This window comes from Nocardioides sp. Root140 (assembly GCF_001426745.1).
Lineage (GTDB): Bacteria > Actinomycetota > Actinomycetes > Propionibacteriales > Nocardioidaceae > Nocardioides.
Genome location: NZ_LMFI01000017.1, coordinates 73,958 through 97,552, shown reverse-complemented (window position 1 = coordinate 97,552; position 23,595 = coordinate 73,958). Strand labels below are relative to the sequence as shown.

At 68.5% G+C, this 23,595-nt stretch carries 16 protein-coding genes; 3 read left to right on the top strand and 13 right to left on the bottom strand.

Going from position 1 to position 23,595, the window contains the following annotated elements:
* Positions 1–11: 11 nt before the first annotated feature.
* From ASD30_RS25680 to ASD30_RS25645, 7 genes are all read right to left on the bottom strand, one after another.
* Positions 12–1,046: a PDDEXK nuclease domain-containing protein gene (locus ASD30_RS25680; protein WP_056689209.1), complete on the bottom strand. Its 1,035-nt coding sequence runs from the start codon at positions 1,044–1,046 to the stop codon at positions 12–14.
* 298 nt (positions 1,047–1,344) lie between these two features.
* On the bottom strand, positions 1,345–1,872 hold the full coding sequence (locus tag ASD30_RS25675; protein WP_235532681.1) for a hypothetical protein: 528 nt from the start codon (positions 1,870–1,872) through the stop codon (positions 1,345–1,347).
* Between the two features lie 310 nt (positions 1,873–2,182).
* Positions 2,183–2,800 (bottom strand): hypothetical protein, encoded by a 618-nt coding sequence (locus ASD30_RS25670; RefSeq protein WP_200951268.1) that lies wholly within the window; start codon positions 2,798–2,800, stop codon positions 2,183–2,185.
* Positions 2,797–3,798 carry a ParA family protein gene (locus tag ASD30_RS25665; RefSeq protein ID WP_235532680.1) on the bottom strand — a complete coding sequence of 334 codons (1,002 nt, stop codon included), beginning with the start codon at positions 3,796–3,798 and terminating at the stop codon, positions 2,797–2,799. Before ASD30_RS25665 ends, ASD30_RS25670 begins: the two co-directional genes overlap by 4 nt.
* A 1,227-nt stretch (positions 3,799–5,025) precedes the next feature.
* The gene (locus ASD30_RS25655; protein ID WP_056689200.1) at positions 5,026–6,435 is read right to left on the bottom strand and encodes a hypothetical protein; all 1,410 of its coding nucleotides are present in this window, start codon (positions 6,433–6,435) and stop codon (positions 5,026–5,028) included.
* Between the two features lie 637 nt (positions 6,436–7,072).
* Entirely contained in the window at positions 7,073–7,414 is a 342-nt protein-coding gene (locus tag ASD30_RS25650) for a hypothetical protein (protein ID WP_056689197.1), read from the bottom strand.
* A 154-nt stretch (positions 7,415–7,568) separates the two neighbouring features.
* Positions 7,569–11,561, bottom strand: coding sequence for an SNF2-related protein (locus tag ASD30_RS25645; RefSeq protein ID WP_200951267.1), 3,993 nt, complete (start codon positions 11,559–11,561; stop codon positions 7,569–7,571).
* A gap of 107 nt (positions 11,562–11,668) precedes the next feature.
* Between ASD30_RS25645 and ASD30_RS25640 the strand changes: the two genes are divergently transcribed.
* Positions 11,669–13,276: a recombinase family protein gene (locus ASD30_RS25640; protein ID WP_056689303.1), complete on the top strand. Its 1,608-nt coding sequence runs from the start codon at positions 11,669–11,671 to the stop codon at positions 13,274–13,276.
* A 230-nt stretch (positions 13,277–13,506) separates the two neighbouring features.
* Here the strand turns inward: ASD30_RS25640 and ASD30_RS25635 are convergent, their stop codons facing one another.
* From ASD30_RS25635 to ASD30_RS25615, 6 genes are all read right to left on the bottom strand, one after another.
* Complete coding sequence (locus ASD30_RS25635; RefSeq protein ID WP_101852925.1) at positions 13,507–14,475, bottom strand: IS481 family transposase; 969 nt, start codon at positions 14,473–14,475, stop codon at positions 13,507–13,509.
* A gap of 682 nt (positions 14,476–15,157) precedes the next feature.
* Positions 15,158–15,889 (bottom strand): helix-turn-helix transcriptional regulator, encoded by a 732-nt coding sequence (locus tag ASD30_RS25630; protein WP_051317669.1) that lies wholly within the window; start codon positions 15,887–15,889, stop codon positions 15,158–15,160.
* Positions 15,890–16,392: 503 nt separating this feature from the next.
* The gene (locus ASD30_RS25625; protein ID WP_024476689.1) at positions 16,393–17,247 is read right to left on the bottom strand and encodes a helix-turn-helix transcriptional regulator; all 855 of its coding nucleotides are present in this window, start codon (positions 17,245–17,247) and stop codon (positions 16,393–16,395) included.
* A gap of 49 nt (positions 17,248–17,296) precedes the next feature.
* The gene (locus tag ASD30_RS25620) at positions 17,297–17,986 is read right to left on the bottom strand and encodes an NAD(P)-dependent oxidoreductase (RefSeq protein ID WP_024476688.1); all 690 of its coding nucleotides are present in this window, start codon (positions 17,984–17,986) and stop codon (positions 17,297–17,299) included.
* Positions 17,983–18,210 (bottom strand): hypothetical protein, encoded by a 228-nt coding sequence (locus ASD30_RS27355; RefSeq protein WP_197425747.1) that lies wholly within the window; start codon positions 18,208–18,210, stop codon positions 17,983–17,985. Before ASD30_RS27355 ends, ASD30_RS25620 begins: the two co-directional genes overlap by 4 nt.
* A 30-nt stretch (positions 18,211–18,240) precedes the next feature.
* Entirely contained in the window at positions 18,241–19,200 is a 960-nt protein-coding gene (locus ASD30_RS25615; RefSeq protein ID WP_199732620.1) for an MFS transporter, read from the bottom strand.
* Between the two features lie 105 nt (positions 19,201–19,305).
* On the opposite strand from ASD30_RS25615, the gene ASD30_RS25610 reads away from it, so the two are divergent.
* Together ASD30_RS25610 and mobF are read left to right on the top strand one after the other, a co-directional pair.
* Entirely contained in the window at positions 19,306–19,890 is a 585-nt protein-coding gene (locus ASD30_RS25610) for a TetR family transcriptional regulator (protein WP_024476687.1), read from the top strand.
* A gap of 239 nt (positions 19,891–20,129) precedes the next feature.
* The gene (mobF, locus tag ASD30_RS25605; protein ID WP_200951266.1) at positions 20,130–23,573 is read left to right on the top strand and encodes a MobF family relaxase; all 3,444 of its coding nucleotides are present in this window, start codon (positions 20,130–20,132) and stop codon (positions 23,571–23,573) included.
* Positions 23,574–23,595: the final 22 nt, after the last annotated feature.

Below are 23,595 nucleotides of genomic sequence, written 5' to 3'. Positions count from 1 at the left end.
AACCTTCCAGCTCACTCGCCGGAGGGCAGCTCCCGGCGGGCGAGCCGCTCACGTGCGTCGCGCAGCATGGCCTGGAGCCGCTGCTCCAACTCGTGTTTGGGCGGTAGAGCCGTCCAGTACTCGGCCACCACGATCCCGTCCTTGTGCATCTCCAGGAGCTCGACCTGCTCGCGGCTGGCCTCCGTGCACAAGATCAACCCGATCGGTGCGCCCTCGTCCTCCTGCCGCTCGTGCCGGTCGAGCCACTTCAGATACAGCTTCATCTGACCCTCGAACCGAGCATCGAACTTCCCGATCTTGAGCTCGACGGCGACCAGGCGCCTCAAGGGCCGGCTGAAGAACAGCAGGTCGAGGTAGAAGTCGTCGCCGTCGATGACCATCCGCTTCTGGCTGGCAACGAAGGCGAAGCCACGACCGACCTCGAGCAAGAAGGCCTGCAGATCGCGCAGGATTGCGGCCTCCAGGTCCTTCTCCAGGTAGGTGTCCCTAAGGCCGAGGGTGTCGAGTATCAGTGGGTCGCGGAACGTGTCACGCGGCACCGCCGATCCCTCGGGGATCTGGGAGTTCGCAATCTCACGGCGCTCGTAGGCCTTGCGGCTGATCGCCGCTCGAAGCTCGCGGACGCTGAGGTGCTTGGCCGCAGCCTCCTCGGCGTAGAACGCCCGTGCCTGGTCGGACTTGATCGCCAGGAGTGCCTTGACGTGGGTCCAGCTCAGTTGACGCGCGAGAGCGGTGACCTTCTCATAGTCAGGGAAGAGACGGGCGAACATCACCATGCGGCTGAGGTTCGACGGGTCGAAACCAGAACCGAACCGCTCGCCCAATTCTTGCCCCACTGAGGCAAGAATCGCCCGTCCGTACTCAGCACGGCCGTCGCGCAGGATGTTGACTGAGATGGCCCGTCCGACCAACCAGTAGGTCACGGTCAAAGTAGCGTTGACCTGGACGGCCGCGACCCGGCGCCCTTCCTCGACGATGTGGACGAGGTACCCCAGCAGCGCCTGCTCCTCCTCTGGGATGTCATCGCCCGGCACCAACTCGCTCATGACTCACTCCGGTCGTCGACGACTCTTGCCTCGGCGGGGCAACAATCTGCCCGCAGGCACCGACACTTGGTCGTCGAGAGGCCCCAGCATGCTGCTGCACGAGTCGAACCCTGGTAGACCCGTCGACCTCGATGTCACGTGCGTTCATGGTGGGGTCATCCTGCCTTCCGGCACCGACCGACCCTGGGTGCCACCCCGTTCGTCCACCACCACGGTGGACGAACGCAGCAGATCGCCGACTCAGGGTGTGTATAACTCGCCCGGACCTATACGCACCTATGCGTCGACACACCGCCAGTCACGATGGCGTCGGCGTCCAGTCCGGGGTCACCGCGAGAGAGCGGGGCTCCTTCGTCGACGCGAGCACACCGCGGCGGTGCAGCATGTCGATCATCGCCGACGCAAGTGGCCCCTGTACGCCGAGCGCCGAGGCCAACTCGCGCCAGGTCGGCCCCGCTCCCGTCTCGGCCCACACCCGCGCTACGTGCTCCCGAGCCGGTTCCGCGTGGTCGTCAGCGAGCGCACCCGCCTGCTTGCGCATCGCGGCCGCGCGTGCCCGCTTCGCCTCGCGACGGCGCTTTTCCTCGCCATAGATCTCCCGCACGTGCGGCACTTCGCCGCGGCCCTGAGCGCCGTTCAGCAGCGCCACCGCGGCCTTCCACCGTGGCAGCCCCGGCTTCCCGGCATGCGTCGCGAACCAGCGATGCGCCTCGAGGACCTCCGGAGTGATCGCCCGGTTGTATCCGGCCGCCTGCAGCAGCTCCTCGACCCGCTCGTCACTTGCCTTCGGGCGCTGCGGCCTCCCCCGCCGCCCGTCGCCGGCCACCACCTGGTCGTCGGTGTCCGCTTCAGCCGATGGCGCCGCCTCCGCCGACGGTGTTGCCGCCGCAGGCTGCTCCGGGGGCCGAGACTGCGTGAGCCGTCCCTTGGCGACGTGACCGCAGGTCTGGCATACGGCGTACGGCCACTCCCCCGCTCCACCGGGCCGGGAGCCGTCAACCTCGCGTCGCCACTCGACCCAGGTGCTGGTCGACCCGCAGGACCGACACGGCTTGCCAAAGGGTCGCCGCGCACGGCTGGACCGCGTCGTCACCTCGTCGACTCGTGCGCTCACCCGTGCACTCCCCCTTCAATGTTCAGCTGAGGTACGCCGACAGAGCCGCGGCCACCAGTTGCGACCGCGACTCGGCGCCATGCTTGTCGGCCAGCTGATCGATCACCTCGAGGTTGCCCGCCTTGATCCGCAGCGAGACACCGACGAACCGCTCCCCCTTCGCCCCCGGGGTCCGGTCGAACAGGCCGTCGCTCACCGTCGGCTTCTCGCTCCGCGCCGCCACCAGGTCCGTCAACTCGTCCTGATGGGCCACGAGCGCGTCGAGCAGCACATCGACCTGCGAGGTGCGGTCCCGCTTCGCCCGGTCTCTCCACGCCTCCCCCATGGTCAGTGGCACCGACACCGACACCGGCCGCATCGTGTCCGCACTCGCACTGCGTGCCGTAGCGGTCGCCTTCTCGGTGCGCGACTTCCGCGGCCGACCGGCCGACTTGGACGATGGCTCAGCCTTCGCCGTGTCCCCAAAGGCCTCCTTCGCCGGCGCCGGGCTCGCGGCGAGATCGACCGGCTGCTCCTCGACCGGGTCCGGGCTCGGCGCAGGTACCGGCGTCAAGGTACGCGGCCGGGCGCTCGGAGAAGGAAGGTCCGTGGGCTTCTTCAAGCCTGCGATCGGGGACATGGGTTCGCGGCGGGTGGTCATGCGCTGACCTCCTCGCGGTTCGCCGACTCGAGCTTGTCGATCCGAGTCAAGATCGCGTTGGTCAGCAGCAGATGGTCATCGGCGAGGCCGCCGACGCTGCCCGGGATGCGCTCGGGCCGGCGGCCCTCCCGAAGCGCCTTCCACCACGGTTCGCCGGCTTCTTCCTCCTTCGCGATCTCCGCGAGCTCGTGTACCAACTTGCCGGCGTTGCGTGCGTCGACCGCCGCGCTGGAATGGCGAATCGTGATGACCTCGCCGTCGTGGTCCAGGAACAAGCTCGAGGCTCCATCAAGAACCGCGTTGATGTCCTCGACGGCGTTGCGGCGAATGCGTGCGCCGCTCGTGTCGAAGTCGAAAGGAACCACCCCGAGCACCTCGACGTGTGGGTTTGCCTGGCGCACCTCGGTGAGCTCGGCGGCCAGTTCCGCCAGGTTGCCGATGCTGGACCGGTCGCTCTTCGTGGGGACCACGACCCACCTCGTGGCGCCAAGGACCAGCTGCAGGACGATCGGCCGGGTCGGAGGCGTGTCGATCACGATCAGGTCGTACTCACGCGCCAACGGCGCCAGCGCCTCGGCCAACATCAGCCGATACTCGGTGCCTCGCCGCTCCTTGCCCCACAGAACATCCTCGATGTCCTTCAGCGCGTCGCGGCCCATCGGAATGACGTCGAGATTCTGACGGACCTCGCGCAGCACCGGCTTCAGAGGCTGGTGATCGTCGAGGACGCCGAGCATGTGGGCGCCGCGGTCGTTGTCCGGGCTGTGCTTGTAGCCCAGATCGTCGCCGGCATCCCCCTGAGCGTCGAACTCGATGAACAGGGTGCGCCAGCCCGCCGCCGCGCTCAGGCCGGCGAAGTTGGCCGACGTCGACGTCTTGCCGACGCCACCCTTGCCGTTGGCGAACGCGATGACTCTGCTGAGCACATCTTGGGTCAAGGCCATCGGGGAAGAGCCCTTTCTGTGCGAAGTCCAGGGACCAGGAACGAGACCGATCATCCCCCAGCGCACCACCGCAGAGCAGTAGCGACACGCGGTAGCGCGGTGCGGTAGTGCGTCCACCATCGCACCGCGCTATAGCCGCGCGGCCCCGCGCAGCGGCAGCGCCACGCACTACGCCTACGCAGCACCGCCCCGCACGACTGCACACGGCAACGCGGGCCAGCACCGCGCCCAACCACCGCGACAGACCACCGCGACGAACCACCGTGCCGCATGACCGCTTCGCGATGGTGAGCACGCGGGTTGGCGGCGGCACCGCATCCCACCGACGCGGCGCGGTCGTGTCATACACCAACGCGGCGCGGTAGTGGCGTGCGGTAGTGGGCCGCGTTAGCGCTAGGCGGTGGGGCTATGCGGCAGCGCTGCGCAGTAACGCTGAAGGCGGGATGGGCGCTCTCAGCCGTTGGCCTCGTGAGGCGTGGTCTTGCCCGCCGTGGGTCTGTTCGGCGCTCAGAGGCGGGTTCTAGAGCGTCTGATGAGGCCTGTGGTGCGTGGCATCACCCACGAGTTGCAGGACGAGCCGATGAGCCTGCGATCAGCTGCTGAACGACACGGGTGATCGGGGGAGTGAGCCGCCGGGGGAGTGGAGGGACTTGTGGTTGCGGGAAGGGGTGGTCGATGTTGTGAATTGCGTGTCATCTGTGAGGCCGGCGGAGTCCTGTCCATGTCGGGACCCGGCGAGCGGACCGGCCGGTGAGGCGGTGACGCGTGCGCCGGTGCGCGCAGCGCAGCCGCCTGCAGGGCCAGCTAAGGGTCGGGCGCCCAAACCCGGCTGTTGGGGGAGCGGCTGGCCCGCCGGCGTCGCTACCCGCTCGTCGAACAGCGCCCGGTCCGTCGAGCCGCCCATCGCCATAGGCACCAGCGACCTAGTCTCCATCCGCACCGCCTGCCAAGTCGCGAGCCGGTCGGGAGGCGCCTCCTTCTGCCGCAACGGCATGATCCGGTACTCCCGACGCAGGTCCATCACCGCGAACGCGGCCGCACGGTGACCCAACGCTGTTGCAGTCTCCCGGGCGACGCGACGTACGTGGTCGACTGCGGTGTCGGGGTCAGTGAACCGGGACTCCTGCTGGGTCATCGGGAACTCCTTCGGTCTCAACTACTGGTGTCGTTGTGTGTGCCCCAGCCCCGCAGGTACACCTCCCCGAAAGATGGGCGGGGATTGTGGGTGCCCTTCGTGGATGGCTGACCGCGTTGACGGGGCCGGGGCAAGCTGTTGAGTTGTCAGAACGCCGGACCTCCGTAGGTGGCGCTGCGCGCGGCGGGGAACGGCGTCGGGGTTCCCGGCGACGAGGTGGGGGTCAGGTTCAAGGTCTGTTGGAGGGCCGCCCGCTGGAGCGGGTTGCTGAACCGGGCCACTGGCTCGCTGGGGGCGGGCATGCTGACCAGGTCGGTGAGCGTGGTCTCGAGTCGCGACCGGCGTCCGACCCGGACCGGGCCCTCGCGGTGGCGCGGGTTGGCGTCGATCAGGTTGCTGTTGCCCCGCAACAGTTCGCGGCGCAGAGCCTTGCCCAGGTTGTGGGTCGCCTCGTGGGTTGCCTTGGCCAGCTCGACCATCTGCGTGGGCTGCAGCCTGATCGGCACGCCGTGGTCCTCCATCCGGGCCACCGCGGTGGTGAGCTCGCTCTGCTGCCAGAAACGCCGCATGTTCGGCTCCTGGTCGGCCTTGACGTCGGAGAGGTGGCTGATCTGGGGCTGCAACGACTCCAGCACCTCGGCACGTTCGGTGAAGAACGCCGCGAACATCCTGGTCTTGGCTGACTGACCGGCGGCCTCCGCGAACACCCGGCACAGATGGAGCTGGCTGGCCGTGACCTGCCGTGCTGAGTCGGCGGTGATCTCCGGCTCATCGGCGTAGAACGCGTCCGAGGCGTGCATCGGGCGCAGGAACCGGGCGAGCCGCCGCTGCGCGGCCGCGAGGTCGTCCGGCGTGGAGACCAGCGACACCGGCTCAACGACGGTCGACGGAACCGCCTGCCGCAGCCGCGGTGTGGCCTCTTCGGGGCTCGCGCTCGTGGCGTGCCAGGTCGCCACCCGTGCGGTCTGGGAGAGCACCATGCGCTTCTCGTCCAGGCCCATCGCGAACTCCGGTCGCTGATGCTCTGCCAGCAGCCCGACCTCGTCGAGGCGGGAGTCCAGCACCAGGACCGCCTCCAGGGCCACCGCCACGTCGCGCATCACCCACCAGCCGGCGCCCGGATCGGTGCGCCACGGCTGTTCCTCGGCCGCCGACAGTGCGTGGGAGGCCGACAACAGCTCGATCGCGGCCGTCCGCCACGACTCGACCGTCGGGTCCTCCGAGGCGGGTGTGAGGTAGTCCGCGTGGGGACGGCGCTCGTCGAGCATCAACGTGGGCAGTGCGAAGGCGATGTTGTCCACCAGGCTCGCGAGCTTCTCGTCCAGTCCGGCCAGCATCGGCTTCGGCGTACGGGCCGGCAGATGGTCCGGCGGCGGGTACCAGCTGTCCTGGCCGACGTCGTAGAGCCGCTGACGCAGCGCGTCGACCACAGCCTCCCGACAGTGCAGTAGCTGGTCGACCGCGTGCTCGTCGGCCGGGATCACGTCGTTACGGATCAGGGCGTTGAGTGCCTGGGCGGCGTGCTCGGCGTGCTCGGCGTACGTGGAGACCGTCATCGCGGTTAACCGGCCGGTCGCTGGTGAGGACAAGTCGTTGCCATGCCCGGAGAAGCAACCGCCGCGGTGCCAGATCGGACACCGCGGCGGGAAATGCTTGTGGAGAAGGGGCGACTACATGCCCTGTGAACTGGGGGAGCGGTCGGCCGGCTCCGTGACCTCTCCAGTGGCCGGGCGGCTCTCGTCCGAGCCGGGGATGTGCAGTGCGCCGGCCTGCAACCTCCCGCTGCGAGCGGTGACCGTGGGTTCAGGGTTGGGGCCTCCGAAATGGCTCGGGTCGCCGGGTCGATCAGAGTGACCCGGGATCGGTAGTCGGCGCACATGCGGGCGATCGAGGCAGGATCAGGGTCCACGTATACGTCGTCGAGCCACTCGTTGCGGTTGGTGTCCTCGGCGAAGCCGTCGATGAGCAGCGAGTCCTGCATCGCAGCCACGGCCTGCTTGTGAGTGGGGTAGGGGCCGCCGACCTCCGGGCGCGGGCGCGCCGAGTCGGCGTACCAGCGCAAGGGTGACCCACCAGCCTGACGCCTCGGGTCCACCGTGGGCGTTGACGTAGTCGGTCCAGGTCGCATCGCGAGGCAGCGGGTTCGTCATGCCTGGAGAAGCAACCGCCGACTCGCCGGATCGGACATCGCAGTTAGGCGACCGCGGCCACGCCGCGGCGCAGCAGCCGGCGGGCTGAATCGAGGCGCAAGGTGTGCTGGAGCACCTGCGAGTCCGCCAGGAGCGCGGTGAGGCGCTGCTCGAGGTCGGCCAGACCGGATCGCAGGTCGCCGATCTGCACCGGAACGTAGTGCGCCGGACGCCGCTGCCCGAAGTCAGTGAGCTCGGCACGGGCCATGCCCAGGAACGGCAACACCATGGCGTGCCCCTCCTGCCCGGTAGCGTCCTCGAGCGCGGCGAGGAGCGAGACCGCATAGACGAAGTCCGGGGTCGCGTCGTACACCTCACTGGTGCGATAGGTGGCGGGACTAGTCATCGGGCGTGGTCCTTTCGAGAGAGGTCGGCCGCAGGTTCGACCCCGCTGACCAGTGGAGCAGAGTCGGCCAGCACGGCGCATCCGGCGCGCCCGAACCGGTGGAGAACAGCCGCGCAGCAACGGCTTGTGGAGAGGCATGGGACCTGCGCCGTGCTCATCGCGACCACCCCACAGGGGCGGGCGGCCGCGGATCCTCGTCCGGCCGTGGGGGAGGGGGTGGAGGCGCGATCGCGGGCCGCCCCGCCTGGCCAGCCGGCTCGGGCACCGTGGTTGGCGTGTGGGGCTGGGATCCGTTAGGCGCGGAGGGCTGCTCAGCGGCTTGCTCGCATGAGGCCTTCTCCGCGCTGTCGGCGGCCAGCTCGGCCGAGAGCCGGTCCCGATTCGCGCGCACCTCGGCCAGTTCGCCGGCACGCGGGAAGACATCGACCAGGCCAGCGTGGGCCTTCTCTGCCTCGCGGTTGATCTTGGTGGTGTCCATCTCAACGTCGTCGAGCACCCGCTCCAGGCGACGGGGGAGGTTCTCGACCCGCGTCACCAGCCCGATGTTCGGTTGACGCACGTCGCCGGCCTCGACGAGCAGGTGCACCCGCGGTACCTCGACGAGCGAGACGACGTACCGGGGCTGGCCCATCCACGAGTCCGCGGACACCTGCAGATGTAGGCCGCCGACGTCGCCGAGCGGTTGCGGGTCGCGCTGGTACGGCTGCACCGCTAGCAGGGCCCGCTGCAGCGCAGGGGCGGCATCGGCACGCTTGTCGTACGCCGCGCCGTTGATCCGCATCGAGAACGCATCCCCGTCGGTGTCGCGGCGCAGCGGCATCGCCGCGATCAGCTGCTCGCGGTCGGTCGCCAGCCGCTCCAGCCGCGGCTTGGCCTCCCGGATCGTCGCCGCGAGGCTGCGCTGGGCTGCCGCCCAGGCGCGCTCCAGGCGTTCCAGCTTGGTCGCGTCCGTCTCGGCCTTGGCCAGCTCCATGATCCGCGGGTCACCCGATGCGAGGGCTTTGACCTCGGCGTAGGAGAGGGCAGAGTCGCCGATGTCCTCGATCTCGCGCACATCCAGCCGGCCGCGCATCAGCTGGTTGATGAACTTCGCCTTCCGCTCCACCGTCTGCCACAGGTAGGTGTCGAAGCTCGACTCGGTGACATACCGGTACACCCGGACGGACTCGTTCAGGTTGCCCTGCCGCATGATGCGGCCGTCGCGCTGCGCCAGGTCGGCGGGTCGCCACGGGCAGTCGACGTGATGCAACGCCACCGCGCGGCGCTGCACATTGGTGCCGACGCCCATCTTCTCGGTCGACCCGATGAGCACCGCGACGTGGCCGGTGCGGGCTTGCTCGAACAGCCGCGCCTTCGCGCGGTCGTTGTTGGCCTCGTGCATGAACCTCACCTTCGGCGCCGGTACGCCACGGGCGACGAGCTGGGCCTTGAGCTCCTCATAGGCGTTCCAGCCTGCCCCGGTCGGCGTACCCAGGTCGCAGAACACCAGCTGCAGGGCGCCTGGCTCCGGGTCGTTGCCGAAGGCGATGTCGGCGTGGTCGTGGTAGATGCCGGCGACACGTTCGGCGACCGCGTCGACCTTCGAGGGCTCCCGGTCCAAGAACGCGGCCAGGCCGTCGAGCTGGTGGTCGACGAGCCGCAGGTCGAGCGCGGCCGCGCGGCCGTGGCCGCTGATCTTGAGCATGTTGTCCTCGCTCGGGTCGACCGCCCGTGACGAAACGGCGTCGGCGCGCTGCGCGAGCAGGGCCATGAAGTCGACCAGCTCCTGGCTCGGCGGCACCACGACCGTCTCCGGTGCTCCGCCCTTCAGCTCGGGCGTGGGCAGGTTGAGGTCGTCGGCGGTCTTGACGTCGGCGACCTGGTGCCACAACCGCAGCAGCTCGGGGACGTTGCTGAACTTCGCGAACCGAGCCTTCATCCGGAACCCTGTCCCGGACGGGGAGAGCTCGAGGTCGGTGACGACCTGGCCGAAGGTGGCGGCCCAGGTGTCGAAGTCGCTGATCCCGGCCGCCTCCAGGTCGGCGGGGGCGAGGTAGCGCAGCATCGTGTACGCCTCGGCCACGCTGTTGGCGATCGGGGTCGCGGTCATGAACGTGGCCACCCGCCGGCCGTGGCGGCCGCGCAGGTAGGACATCTTCAAGTCCAGGTCTGTGGCCCGGTTCGACCCGTCCACGGCGACACCGGGGATGTTGGAGGCCAGCCGGAGGTTCTTGTAGCCGTGCGCCTCATCCACGCACAGGTAGTCGATCCCGGTGGCCTCGAAGGTGATCGCGGGGTCACGCGCGACGTCGCGCAGCTTCTTCAACCGCTCCTCGGCCCGCGCCAGTGTGCCCTCCAGCCGCTTCACCGACAGGCCGCGCTCGGACTTCGAGGCGGCCAGCCACATCCGCAGCTGCGTCAACTGCTCGTCGAGGTAGGCCTCCTCGGTGTCCGTGGAGACCGGGATCTTCTCGAACGCGGAGCGGGACATGATGACCGCGTCCCACTCGCCGGTCGCGGCTCGGGCGACGAACAGCTGTCGCTTGTCCTTGACCAGGTCCTCGGTGCCACAGGTGAGGATGCGGGCCTGCGGGTAGGCCTGCAGCCACTCACGGCTGAACTGCTCGAGCATGTGGTTGGGCACCACCACCGCCGGCTTGCGGACCAGGCCCAGCCGACGCAGCTCCGAGACACCTGTCACCGCGGCGAGAGTCTTTCCCGCTCCGACCTCGTGGGCCAGCAGCACCGAGGGCCGGGCCACCATCCGTGCCACTGCGGCGTGCTGGTGCGGCCGCAGCCGCAGCGGGCGTCCTTCGTGGACGCGGGCCATGCCCGGGTAGTGCTTGTCCTCGTCGACGTCGTAGGAACGCAGCACGATCGCGTTCAGCTTGTCGTTGTAGGCGCGGACCAGGTGCTGACACCGGGCGGGGTCCTCCCACAGCCAGGTCGCGAACCGCTCCTGCAGCTCCTCGGCCTTCTCCTGAGCGGCGAAGGTGGCGGTCTCGTTCGGGATCCGACGACCGTCCGGGGTCTCGTCGGTGACCCGGATCTGCCGCTGCTCCAGACACGCCTGGACGATGTCGATCGCGCTGGCCCGTTCGGTGCCCCAGGTGTTCCGGGCGGCCACCGAGCGTCGGTTTCCGCGCACCGACCACACCGACCCGCCCGGATGCTCCACCTCAACGGTGCGGTCATCGAGCGTCTCGCGCAGGAACTGCTCCACCGTCTTGGCCGGCACCCACGGCACGCCGAGCTGGGCGACGATCTCGGTCGGCCCCAAGTCCTCGGGTAGCACCTCTGTCAGCGCCGTCTCGGCCGCCTGGAGTCGGCGCACCATCGGCTGTGCCGCCTCATCGCCCGTCGCGGCAGCGCCCTCGACGAGCTGCTCGAGGACCTCTCCGACCCGGGTCAGCCGGGCACGGACGTTCCCGGAAAGGAAGTCCGCGCGAGGCAGCCAGGCGGCCGTCCAGCCGTCCTCGGTGCCCTTGACCGTGTCGGGGTCGACGAACGCGAACGCCTCCAACTCGGTCTCCGCCTGCGTCTGGTCGACGCCGAGCAGCCGGGCGACCTCGCTGGTACGTAGCTCGCCGTAAGTGTCCAGACACAGCGACACCGCGTCGGCCGGGGAGTCCGCGCGAGTGCGCAACACCCGTGGCGCGACGACCCGCTCGGTGAAGATGTCGGCCTTGTGGGCCGCGCCGGTCGCGGAGTCGTAGTGCTCGAGTGCGAACACGGCAGGGGAGTGGGGGTCGCCGCGGAACCCTCCCTGCCGCGGCCGCACCTGCGCGAGCACCGGTTCACCGGTCTTCGGGTCGATCCGGCCGGTGTTGCGGCTGGTGACCCGGTTGATCGGCCCGTACCGCTTGACGTAGGCGTCGTACTGCCGGTTCAGCCGCTCCCGCAGCGCCGTCATCCGCTCCTCACCCACGGCACTCGGCCCCTTGGGCAAGGTCGCGACCGTCGGCAGGTCACCGGGTAGGGGCGTGGTCGCCTCGGCCTCCAACAGCGTGACGACCGTGTCGCGCAGCCCGGTGAGCATCCGCAGCTCGTGCGCCTGCGACTTCGGCACCTCCAGCGGCTCAGGGACGCCGTCGCGCACGTGCAGCCAGCCGCCGTCCGCGCCCATGCTGATGTGGCCCTCGGCCCGCACCACCGCCCCAGGCAGCACCAGCGGCTCCTCCTCGCCAGCACCGCGACGAGGATGCGGAACCGGCATAGCCGAGGTTCTGTAAACGCACCTACCTCTCGATGAGAGCTAGGAAGGCGGTGGCTGAGATGAGCCACGATCAGCAGGAACGAACCGCAGGCAATGAGCCGAACGACCAGGCGACGGCGCAGGCGTCGCCGTCGTTGCGGGCGGTGGTGTATGTGCGGATCAGTGATGATCCCGAGGGCACCGAGCGCGGTGTTGACCGGCAGGAAGCTGACTGCCGGGCGTATGCGGCAGCGCACGGGTGGGAAGTCGCCCAGGTGTACCGGGAGAACGACACGTCGGCGTTCAAGCAGCGCACGATCACACTCCCGACGGGTGAGCGGGTGCGGCGCGTGGTGCGCCCGGAGTTCCGCGCGATGTTGAAGCACCTCAGCGAGCAGCGCGCCGGGGTGATGATCGCCTACGACCTGGATCGGGCGGTGCGCGACCCGAGAGACTTGGAAGACCTGATCGACGCCAAGGTACTCAACGGCTTCAGCGTCCGCTCCGTGACCGGCTCGCTGAGGTTGGATACGGATTCTGATGTGGCGATGGCGCGGGTGCTGGTCGCGATGGCGAACAAGTCCTCAGCCGACACCGCCCGCCGTGTCGCTCGGGCGGCGAAGCAGCAGGCCATCGAGGGCACTTGGCATGGTGGGCAGGTGCCGTTCGGCTACCGCGCCGAGAACCACACGCTCGTGATCGACCCCGAGGCTGCCGAGTTGGTGCGGGAAGCCGCGCGGCGGGTGCTGGCCGGAGAGACGTTGTACCGGATTCTCACCGACTGGAACCGGCGGGGTATCCGTACGACGCACGGGTGCCGGTGGTCGGATCGGACACTCAAACTGGTGCTGCGCAACCCCTCGATCAAGGGGGTACGGGAGTATCGACCGTTGTTGCCGGACGGCACCCGGTCGAAAACCTCCCTGATGCAGACGACCGCCGCGTGGCCCGCGATCTTGGACGAGGACACCTGGCAGCAGGTCTCCGATGTGCTCGATGCCCGCAAGCAGGCCCGAAACTTCCATCAGCCCGGCAGTGGGGCGGCGAAACGGCTGTATCCGTTCTCGGGTCTGATCCGCTGCTCGACCTGCGGACGCGCCATGCTGCATCGCGGCCAGGTGTATCAGTGTGTGCAACAGGTGCCGGGCGGGTGCAACCGCTCGATCCGTTCCGGCGACCTCACCAAACTCGTGGAGGAAGCCGTGCTCGCGACGTTCGAGCAGATCACCCTCAACCCCGCCAAGCGCCAGTCTCCGGGCGCGGATCAGGCCGCACGAGTGGGGCTTGCCGCGACGCTCGATGCCGACCGGGAACGCCTCGCCCGGCTCGATGATGACTACTACGACGGGTTGATCGACAAGTCGATGTGGGTGCGGCAACGCTCACGGATCGCCGAACGCATCGAACGCACCCGCCGCGAGTACGCCGCCACGGTGCCGGAGCACATTGGCCCGTCGATTGATATGACGACCGTCGCACAGGAGTGGGCCGACCGTACCCCGATGTGGCAGCACCAGGCCGCCAGTCTCGTCCTTGAAGCCGTCCTCGTTCACGCCCTGCCCAGGGGGATGAACGGCGCGACACCGGCGAGGCGGCGCAATGAGACCGTCGAAGCGTTTCATGCCCGCCGTGAGGTGTACCGGGCGGGGATTCTCGCACATCGGGTCGAGTTCGTCTGGCGCGCCTAACGCCCCCGCGCCTTCGGCAGGCCGCAGAGGGCTTGCAGTTGCTCACGCACCCGTGGGTCAGCGATGACCGGAGGCAGGCCCTGCGCTGCGCGGCTCTCCCGCGCGAGGCGTGCGCCGAGTGGTTCGGGGGCATCGGTCGAGGCTGGTTCGGGCGTGGTTGTGGTGGTCTGCGTCGAGGTATCCATGTAGACAGGTACGACAGGCAAACCACAACATCTAGTTGTACGGGGTCAGGACGTTGGTTGCAGTCGGCTGATCGGGGGGTTGCCTCCGAGGGCTGAGTGGCGTCGTCCAGTGTTGTAGTGCTCGAGCCAGGGGTCAAGTGCTGCGGTGCGGTCGTCGTTCGAGGTGAACGGTTGCCGGTAGGCCCATTCGGTTTGCAGGGTCCGGTTGAACCTCTCCACCTTGCCGTTCTGCCACGGGCAGTGCGGTTTGATGAACTTCTGCCGGATGCCGTGCGCGCCGCAGACGCCGCGCAGCGACCATCGGTAGGCCCAGGCGTTGTCGGTGATCAGCCGCTCGATGCGGGGGATGCCGTGCGCGGCGAAGTAGCCGATGGCGCGTTCGAGGAACGCGGCGCAGGTCGGGCCCTTCTCGTCGGGGAGGACCTCGGAGTATGCGAGCCGGGAGTGGTCGTCGACGACGGAGTGCACGTAGTCGTAGCCGACGACGGTCTGTTTCCGGGCGGCTGTGGAGCCCATCGCTCTGCCGTGCGCCTTCCACCCGCCGCCGTCGGGGATGCGACCGAGCTTCTTCACGTCCATGTGCACCAGCTCGCCGGGCTGCTCGCGTTCATAGCGGACCGCTGTGGTCTTCGACGCGCGGATCCGCTCCCCGGTCATCGGGTCCAGATCGACCAGACGAGGCAGCCCGGACCGGGCGATGATGCGCGACACCGTCCGCGCCGGCACCCCGGTGCGGGCCGCGACCTCGTCACGGCCGACTCGTTCCTTCTTCCGGATCGCGACCACCGCCGCGGCCCTGGCATCGGGGGTGCGGTTGGCGACGTGGTGAGGCCGCGAGGAGCGATCGTAGAGACCGGCTTCACCCTCGGCGCGGTAGCGGTCCAGCCACCGCTTCACGCAGCGTCGGGACACGCCCATTGCCGCGGCGATATGCGCCTGCTTCCACCCGGCACCGGCACGATGGACGATGAGCAGCCTGCCGTGCACGGTCAAGCGGGCATTACGGTGGGACACGAGAACCTCCGAGTTCGTGAAGACGTCAGACATCTCCACTAAGCCCGGAGGTTCTCCCCTTTCACAAGACCGGAAACGCCACCAACCTCATGGCCGGGTACATCTAGTACCTGGCATCGAGTTGAGGTACTATATGCAGACTTATCCACAGGGAGCTACCTGCGACCGACCCCAAACGGGGTATGTCACGGGGGTGCCGATTCGGTACCCTCGTGAACCGGCTCAACGGTGCCGCAAATTTTGCGGCACCGTTCGCGCCCGTGACGGCCAGCCGAGCGGAGCGAAAGCGCAGGTCCGACGGTGGTGGCGATTCGACACCACCGTGAACGGTCGCGGTGAGGTCGCAGCGGATGCGGCTTGGTTCGCGGGGGCAACGGCGAAACTCCTGGTCGGACGGTGGTGCCAATTTGCCACCACCGTCACGAGAACCACAACGAGCAGCACAGCGGGCCGAGGTCGCAGGCTGGACGGTGTGGGAAATTTTCCCCGACCGTCGCCCCGCGAGTGTGGTGCCGCCGATTCGACGGAACCACCCCGGCCGGGAGTAAAAGCCCTGGTCGCACGGTTCCGGCAATTTGCCGGAACCGTCACCCCCACCCCGACATGCAGGCGCGCCGGAGCGTATCGCGGTCGCGTGGTGGCGGTGCTCATCGTCGGGTTCCTCCGGTCGTGTGGGCAGGTGTCAGTAGGTAGGTGCGCACCCGTTCCCACGGGAGTCGTCGGCGCGTGCGGTGGCGATGCCGACGCCCGGCCCCGCCCGGCTCGCGGACGGTGGGCCGTAGCGCCGGTACTCGATGGGGGTCACGCCCATGTAGCGGCGGAAGATGCGCGAGGCTTGCCCGCAGTGGTGGCACCAGCCGACCCGTTCGGTGATCGTGCCGATGAGCAGATCGGTTTCGCGGATCAGGCGCGCCATCTCCTGTACGCGCAGGATCGACAGGTACACCGGCGGCGTCACCCCGAACGAGTCCTTGAACACCCGATTGAGCTGACTCGGCGACAGGCAGGCGTGCGCGTCCAGTTCGGTGAGCGGCCACTGCCTGGCGATGTTGCTCTGCATGAGCGCCGCCGTGCGCATAATCTCGCGGCGCACCGGCTTGAACTCCCGCCACCGGGGAGGCGCGACCCGCACGGCCCGCTGCCGAGAGGTCAGCGGCGGCACCTCCACCGGCGCGTGACGAACCAGCGGCGCGATGGCGGCGAGCACCGTGAACAGCAGCGCATACGCACGGAAGTAGCCGCGCGGCGATTGGTCTTCGCCGGTGAGTGTGGCGAGTTCATCGAGGATCGGCCCGAGCCGTTCGGCCTGCGATTCTCCGACGCGCAGCACCTGCACCGGATCGGGATACAGGTGAGTTGCGAGGTCGCGTGCGGCTTCGCCGTCCGCGAGCACGTCGAGGTGCTGCCAGAACAACTGCTCGACCAGTAATCGGTATCCACTGCCACTGTCCTCACCGTGACGGTGCCCTCGGGTTCGTACCCGAACTCGACGTTCGGGGCGACCAGCACCACATCACCCACCGACGCCGACCCGCCCGCATCGGCATCGGCATCGGCATCGGTGAGGATGATCGAGCCGTCGCGCACGACCACGAAGCGCACACAGTCATAGGCGGTCGCCGCCAATATGCGACGGTGACGGATGCTGGTGACATAGACGCAACTCCACGGCTCGACCGGCTGCACTATCGCGGGGTGCGGCGACTGCGGCGTCCTTGTAGGCTCATGACCGGTCGGCGTGGTCGCCGGGCGTTCGAGTAGCAGCGACATGACGACCTCCCTTCTCTGACCACCCCCGAGCAACCAGGGGGAAGAACCGGCCTACCAAGCACCGGCGGTCGCGGCGAAGCAGGAGACGAGCAGGCCGGGCGTTTCCCGGTCACTCCGGCACTTTGCCGGGCAGCGCGACCGGCTCGGTCATGGGAGGTCGGTCATGAGCGGGCGCATGTCTCGGTAGCGGCTCGGTGTCACTCCGGTGTGCGCTGTGGATGCTTCTACCGCGCGCGACCGGCTCCGCCACCCCACCCGCTGCCCGGTGGCGGTGACGGTGATGTTCGTCTCGCGTAGGAGCCGCGCCATCTCTTGCACGCGGAGCATCACCAGGTAGGCGGTCGGGGTCTTCCCGAACGTGTCCGTGAACACGCGCACCAGGTGCTTCGGAGAGAGCCGCACCAGGGCTGCCAGTTCCGCGAGCGTCCACGGGTGCGTGATCCGGCTGTGCAGCGCGTCGCGCACCAGCATCGCCTCACGACGCAACGGTTCAGGCACCCGACTTCGAGCGGAGAACGGGCGAGCGCGGGCACGTTGCAGCCGGGTCAGCCGCACCGTCGAGACGCGGATGCACGGCGCGATCACATCGGTGATGAGGAACCAGAGCGCCTGCATCCGATGGAACCGTTCCAGGTACTTGCCCTCGACGGTGAGGGCGACCAGCTCGTCCAGCCACGGCAACAACCGCCCGGCTCGATCCCGGCCCAGGTGCAGTACCTGGGCAGGTTCGGTGTACACCTTTCCCGCGAAGTCGTGGGCGTCGAGGCGGTCGTGCAAGATCGCGGAGTGTTGCCAGAAGAACTGATCCAGCGCCATGTCGGTGTCGATGTAGACCGTCGTATAGGTGACCCGCCCCTCGGGTTCGACGCCGAACAGCACGCTCGGCCCCAGCAGCACCGCGTCGCCAAAGCTGACGGGTTGCTGTCCGAACTCGCTGAACACGATGGCCGTGCCGTCACGGATCACAACGAGCCGGACAACGTTGTACGCCGCCAGGCCCACAGGTCGATGCGTCGTCCGTGTCCGAGCCGACAACGGCGGGGAGATGCGCCTATCCACTCATCGGGTGCTTTTCTGTCAGTTCACTGGGCCATGCGATGAGTTGCGTGCGAGTGTCGTCCTTGGTGGAAGTCTCCGCGACTGCCGCTCCGAAGTCGGCATAACTGATCGCTTGTCGGGTGAACGCAGTCTCGTCTGTGGAAGGGGAGACTCGTTCCCAGCGTGCTGTCGTCGGCCCCTCCGGTTCGTAGACGGGCGGCGGGATCAGATACGCCCATTCTGATCCTGCGTTGCCCGCTTCGAGGTGGTCGCGCAGCATGGCGTGTGCTCTCCCGCGCGGCAGTGTGGGTTCTGGGAACCGGGGGTCTTGCCAGAACCGTCTGTCTCCAGGGAGTCGGAGTGCTCCTGCTCCGCCGACCGTGACGATCCGGGCCGGAGCGCCGTTGGCCTTGGTGCTTGCCTCGATGAGTCGATCATGTACGGCCACGAGTTCGGTCGGGGCGATGTCCTCACGCAGTCGGATCGCGTTCATGACGACGTCGATGCCGTGCATTGCTTGCGTGAGACTGGCGTTCTCAGCGATGTTCACGACCGTGGAGGTCAGCGATGCAGCAGTCTTGGCGAGCCGCGTGGTGTCTGCCGGATCGCGCAGCGCAGCGGTCGCCTCGATGCCTGCGGGGAGATGAGCGAGGATGGCGGCTCCGGTGCGCCCGGTCGCGCCGAGAATCAGGATGCGAGTCATACAGGTACCTCCGAAGCGGGCGTGCGGGTGAGTCGGGCGAACCCGGTGAGGCTGGCGACGGCGAGCACCATGAGCGCGGCGAGACTGACGAGCAGGATCGGGAAGTCCAAGCCCAGGTAGGCAGTGAGTGGGCCGACGCTGGCACCGAGGAACAGCACGAATCCGTTGAGCGCCATCCCACCGGCCCGGTTCGGGGCGGCGGTCTCGCCGAACAGGGTGATCATCGCGGGCACCGCGAGCGCGACCCCAGTGACTCACACGAGACTCGCCAGCGCCGTGCCCGCGAGGGATGCCGAGAGTGCGGCTTCGATCAGCAGCCCAATCGCGGCGAGGGCGAACCCGGCACGTGCAACCCCCGCGCCGCCGAGACGCTTCGCAATAGCGCCCGCGAAGAGGGAGGCGAACATGCCCGGCAGCCCGACGAGGCGGAGCCAGATCACCTGCGATGAGTCCAGGCAGAGGTCGGTCAGGTGCGGGCCGAGGCCGGTGTACATGCCGACGAACGACAACAGCAGCGTTAGGTGCGCGAGGCTCAGTAGCAGCACCGAGGGGCGTGTGGCGACCCTCCCGACTACGGCGAAGCGACGCACCAGGCTCGCATCGTCTCTGCGACTGTGCGGCTCGGTGACGAGCACGGCGACGCCGATCATGCCGAGGCCGAGCATGATGCCGGAGAGGATGAACACCCACTGCCAGCCCAACGTCAGGCTGAGCGCGGAGGCGAGTACTTGGCCTGCGATCCCGGCAACGAGGAATGCCGTCGACATGGCCCCGATCGCCGTTGCCCGACGCTTCAGCGGGGTCGCTTCGGCCAGATACGCGAGCGCAACCGGCGCGAAACTCGACGCCATCACCCCCTGCACCCCGCGCAGCGCAGCAAGCATCGGCACCGTGGAGGCGAAGCCGCAGGCGATGGTCGCGACGGTGAGATACACCAGGCCGATGAGCATGATCCGCTTCCGCCCGTACTGATCGGCCAACGGCCCCCAGATCAGGAACCCGACCGCATAGCACACGCTGAACACCGTCGAGAGCGCGAACGTCACATCAGAGCCGAGTTCCGCACCGATCGGGGCGATCAGCGGGATTGCCGCGTACAACTGCGTGAGCACCAGCAGCGCCGTGACCACGAGCAGCACGACCACGCCGTTCCCTGCCGGGTGCTCGCGCGCCTCGCCTGCTCCCGCTATCTGTTCCGTCGAGTTCGCAGACACCACCACTCCAAATCCAACGTTTCCGTTGGATTTGACTGTAGTAGGCTAACCGCGAAGACGCAACGTGAGCGTTGGGTTTACCGCACGAGACGGGAGGTGGGAACGATGGGCTGGGATGTTGAGGGCAGGAAGCGCCGCATCCTCGACGCGGCGGTGGCCGAGTTCGCCGCGCACGGGCCGCACGGCACGACCATCGAGCGCATCGCCAAGGCCGCCGGGGTGAACAAGGAGCGCGTCTACACGCACTTCGGGGGCAAGGACAGACTTTTCGCCACCGTACTGCGCGAGGAACTGGCGAAGGTAGCCCGCGACGTGCCCGTCGAATCATTCGCAACCGAGGACGTGGGCGACTACGCCGGGCGCGTCTACGACTACCACCGCGAGCACCCCGAACTCGGCAGGCTCATGCGCTGGGAAGGGCTCGTCTTCGACACCGAAGTACCCGACGAGGCCGAGCGGCGCGAATACTACGGATACAAAGTCGCCGCCATGACCGACGGACAGGCCAAGGGCACAGTAACGAGCGACCTCGACGCCGACCACCTGATGTTCCTCGTGCTCTCACTCGCCGGATGGTGGTCAGCGGTACCGCAGGTCGCCCGCATGATCACCGGAGCCGAGAGCGACGCCGAACACGCACGCCGCCGTGCCTCCGTCGTCACCGCTGCCCGAAGACTCATCGGGCAGTAATCAGGTCACGAAGTTCGCCGAGAAGACTAGTCACTTCATCGAACCGAACTCCGAAAGTTCCCTCGAACTTTGTGACGCCAACTCTTGCCAGCGACACTCTGTGCGACGCTCTCGCGCTGACGCTCGGCTCCATCAGTCATCTGCCCCCTATCTCAGTGAGGCACGTATTTTACGGCGGGGCCGTAGTGCGCACCTCTCTCACGAGACGACTCGTGAGGGAGGCCAGAGTGAAGGGTGGAGTGAAGCTGTTCCACGGCAGCGGTGCTGCCGCGCGCGCCTATGTCGAGGCCGACCGCTCCCGCGCTGACGAGTACTACCTCGGCGCAGACCAGGCCGTGGCCGAGTACGCCGTGATCGACGCGACCGGCGAGGTCACCGCTGCTCGGTCGCTGTCGGCGGATGAGTACGAAGCCTGGGTCGATTGGGTGAACCCGGACACCGGGGAGTCGATGGGTACCCCGCGCAAGCCGGGCAAGGTGCGTCGGGGGTCGCCGTTGTTCGCGGAGATGACGATCAACGCGCCGAAGAGCCTGTCGGTCGCCGCCGCACTCCACCCGGACGTGTCCGAGGCGTTGGACGCGACGCAGCGGGATGCGGCGCGGGAGATTCAGCACTTCCTTGGTCAGCATTCGGTCACGTTGGCGGGGCCGCGCGGCGCGCAGGAGGTGCTGCCGGTCGAGCACATGCAGACCGTCGCGATCACGCACAAGACGAGTCGTGCGGGTGATCCGCACCGGCATATCCATTTCCAGATTGGCACGAGGGTGTGGGCGGGCGGGAAGTGGCGGGCGCTGACCACGGCGGCGTTGTTCCAGCAGCAGGGCGCGATCCGTGCTCTCGGTACGGCGGTGATCGCCGCGCACCCCCAGCTCGCCGCCACGCTCTCCGAGCATGGCCTGACCCTCGACCCCGTAAGCGGTGAGGTTGTGGAGTTGGAGCCGTTCAACGCCGTCATGTCGAAGCGGTCGGCGCAGATCAGACGCAACCTGGAACGCATGGAGGCCGAGTGGCAAGCGAAGCATCCCGGCGAGACGCCCGGCCCGGTGTTGACCGCTCGGATGCAGGACGCGGCGTGGGCGTTCCAGCGGCCCGGCAAGAAACCGGCGGACTTGAAGAACGAGCAGTGGTGGCAGCAGGAACTCCGAGACGCCGGCTACCACCCCGAGAGCTTGCAGCACCCCGACACCGTTGCGCCGGCATCGCTGGATGACCTCAGCGTGCAACAGGTCGCCAGTCGTGCGCTGGATCGCTGCGCGGCGGCTGCATCGACCTGGACACCGCACACCGTGCGAGAGCACGTCACCCGCATCACCACCGAGGCAGGCGTGCAAGCGACCCCGGCGGAGTTGCGCGAGTTCATCGACCTCGCCACCGGACTCGCCGCCTCGGATTGTTTCTCGGTGCTGCCGCCGGGCATGGTGCAACCCGAGCACGTCGCCCACCTCACCAGCCTTGGCGTCGTCGCCGCCGAGACCGCACTCCGCGACCAACTCACCGCCGCGACGCCGGAACGGGAGCCGAAGCACCCCGACGTGACCGACGCTGCGCAAGCCGCCGGACTCGACACCGGGCAGACCGTGGCCGCCGCTGCCGTCGCCTCGACCAACCCGCTCGTGATTGTCGAGGGCGCGGCGGGCGCAGGCAAGACCACCATGCTCGGCGTCGCCATCGAGGTTGCAGCCGAGCACGGGCGATCCTCGCGGGTGGTTGCGCCGACGTTGCGTGCGGCGCAGGTCGCCCACGAAGAACTCGGCGTGCCCGCAACCTCCGTCGCGGCGCTCGTGTATGCGCATGGGTGGCGGTGGAACGAGGACGGCGTATGGACACGCCTCGCACCCGGCGACACCGACCCTGCAACCGGGAACATCTACACCGGCCCACCAAACGACGCCGTGCTGTCGCGGGGTGAGCGGGTGATCGTGGACGAAGCGGGGATGCTCGACCAGGACACCGCCCTCGCTCTGCTGACCGTCACCGCCGAGGCAGGCGCGTCGGTCGCGTTCGTGGGCGACCGGGCGCAGCTCCCGGCGGTCGGGCGCGGCGGGGTGCTCGACATGGCCGCCCAGATTCGTGGCCGTACCTACGACATGACCGAACTCCACAGGTTCACCGATGCCGAGTATGCGGCGTTGACGTTGGTCATGCGTGACCGGGAGCACCCCGGCGACGTGTTCGACCGACTCGCCACGATGGGCCTCGTGACCTTGCATGCCGACGAGGAAGCGGCCCGCGAGCACATCACCGCCCACGCCCACGACGGCGAAGCGATCACCGTCGCCACCAACGACGAGGCCACCGAGCTGAACGAGCACATCCGCGCCGGGCGGGTCGAGCGCGGCGAGGTCGACGACACTATGACGACGACCGGCAGCGACGGGCTGAGCATCGGCGCTGGCGACCTGATCCAGACCCGGAAGAACAGCAGCGACCTCGGCGTGGCAAACCGGCAGCAATGGATCGTGCAGCATGTGACCGACGAGGGCAGCGTCTACGCCCGCGAAGTCAGCGGCGGAGGCAAGCACAGCCGCACCGTCGCCCTCCCCGCCGAGTACGTGAGCGAGTGGGCGCACCTGTCGTATGCCGCGACCGCCTACGGCGTCCAAGGCGCAACCGTCGATGCCTCCCACACGGCCTTGTCGGAGGCGACGAGCGCGGCAGGCGTCTACGTCGGCATGACGAGAGGCCGCCAACAGAACCAACTCCACGTCGTCGCCGCTGATATGGCGGATGCGCGGGCGCGGTTCGTTGAGGCGATGGAACGCGACCCGGCAGACCGTGGCCTCGACCACGCCACCGCCCAAGCCATCGACGCCGTGCAAGGCCTCGTCAGCGATGGCCCCGTGCAGCTCATCACCGAAGAACTCGCCCGCCTCACCGCCGAAGCCGAACGAGCCGAACGTGCGGCGGAACGCTGGGAGCAGACCGCTGCCAGGTTCGACGCCCAGCGCGCAACACACAAGACCGAGGACGACGAGCACGCCGACGTGCTCCGCCACGCCGAGGACGAGGCGGCGCGCATCCGTGCCGAAATCGCGGAACCGTTGACGGTGCAGGCCGAGGCAGACGGCACCACCTATCTCGATGCTGTCGAGCGCGAGGCCGCCGCAAGCAGCCGACTCGCCACCGTCGGCAGGCTCGGCAGGCGCAAGGCCCGCGCGGAGCACCGCCAGACGAGCGAGCACACCCGGACGGTTCGGGCACGGGTGCGCGAAACATGGGGCGAACCACCCCGCACCACCGACACCCTGCCCGAGTGGGCGGCACGACAGGCCGAGCGTCGCGCCGAGGCCGATCCCCGCGTGATCGACGCCGCCCAGCACGTCGAGGCCGCGCGAGCCGACCGTGACGAGTTGCGGCAGCGGCACGAGCAGGAACGCCGGGCGTTGCTGGTCAGCGAGTACGGGCCGCAGGCGGTGATGCGCCACCGGGTCGGGATGCGACTGCCGAACCCAGCACAGCAAGCAGGACAGGCGCACCAGCAAGCCACCGCGCTCCGAGCCGAGGCCGACTACCTCCGCGCGCTACCGATCCGCGACGCCGCCGCACGGATCGAAACCACCCGCGCCGAGCACGAAGCAAGGCAGCAAGCACTCGCCGAACGCGAACGGCAACTCCGCGAGCCGACCGAACGCGACCCGCGGCGCAACGACCCGCGACATGACGGGCCAGCACGCGGCCTATGAGCATCAGCAGCACGTCGCGTCG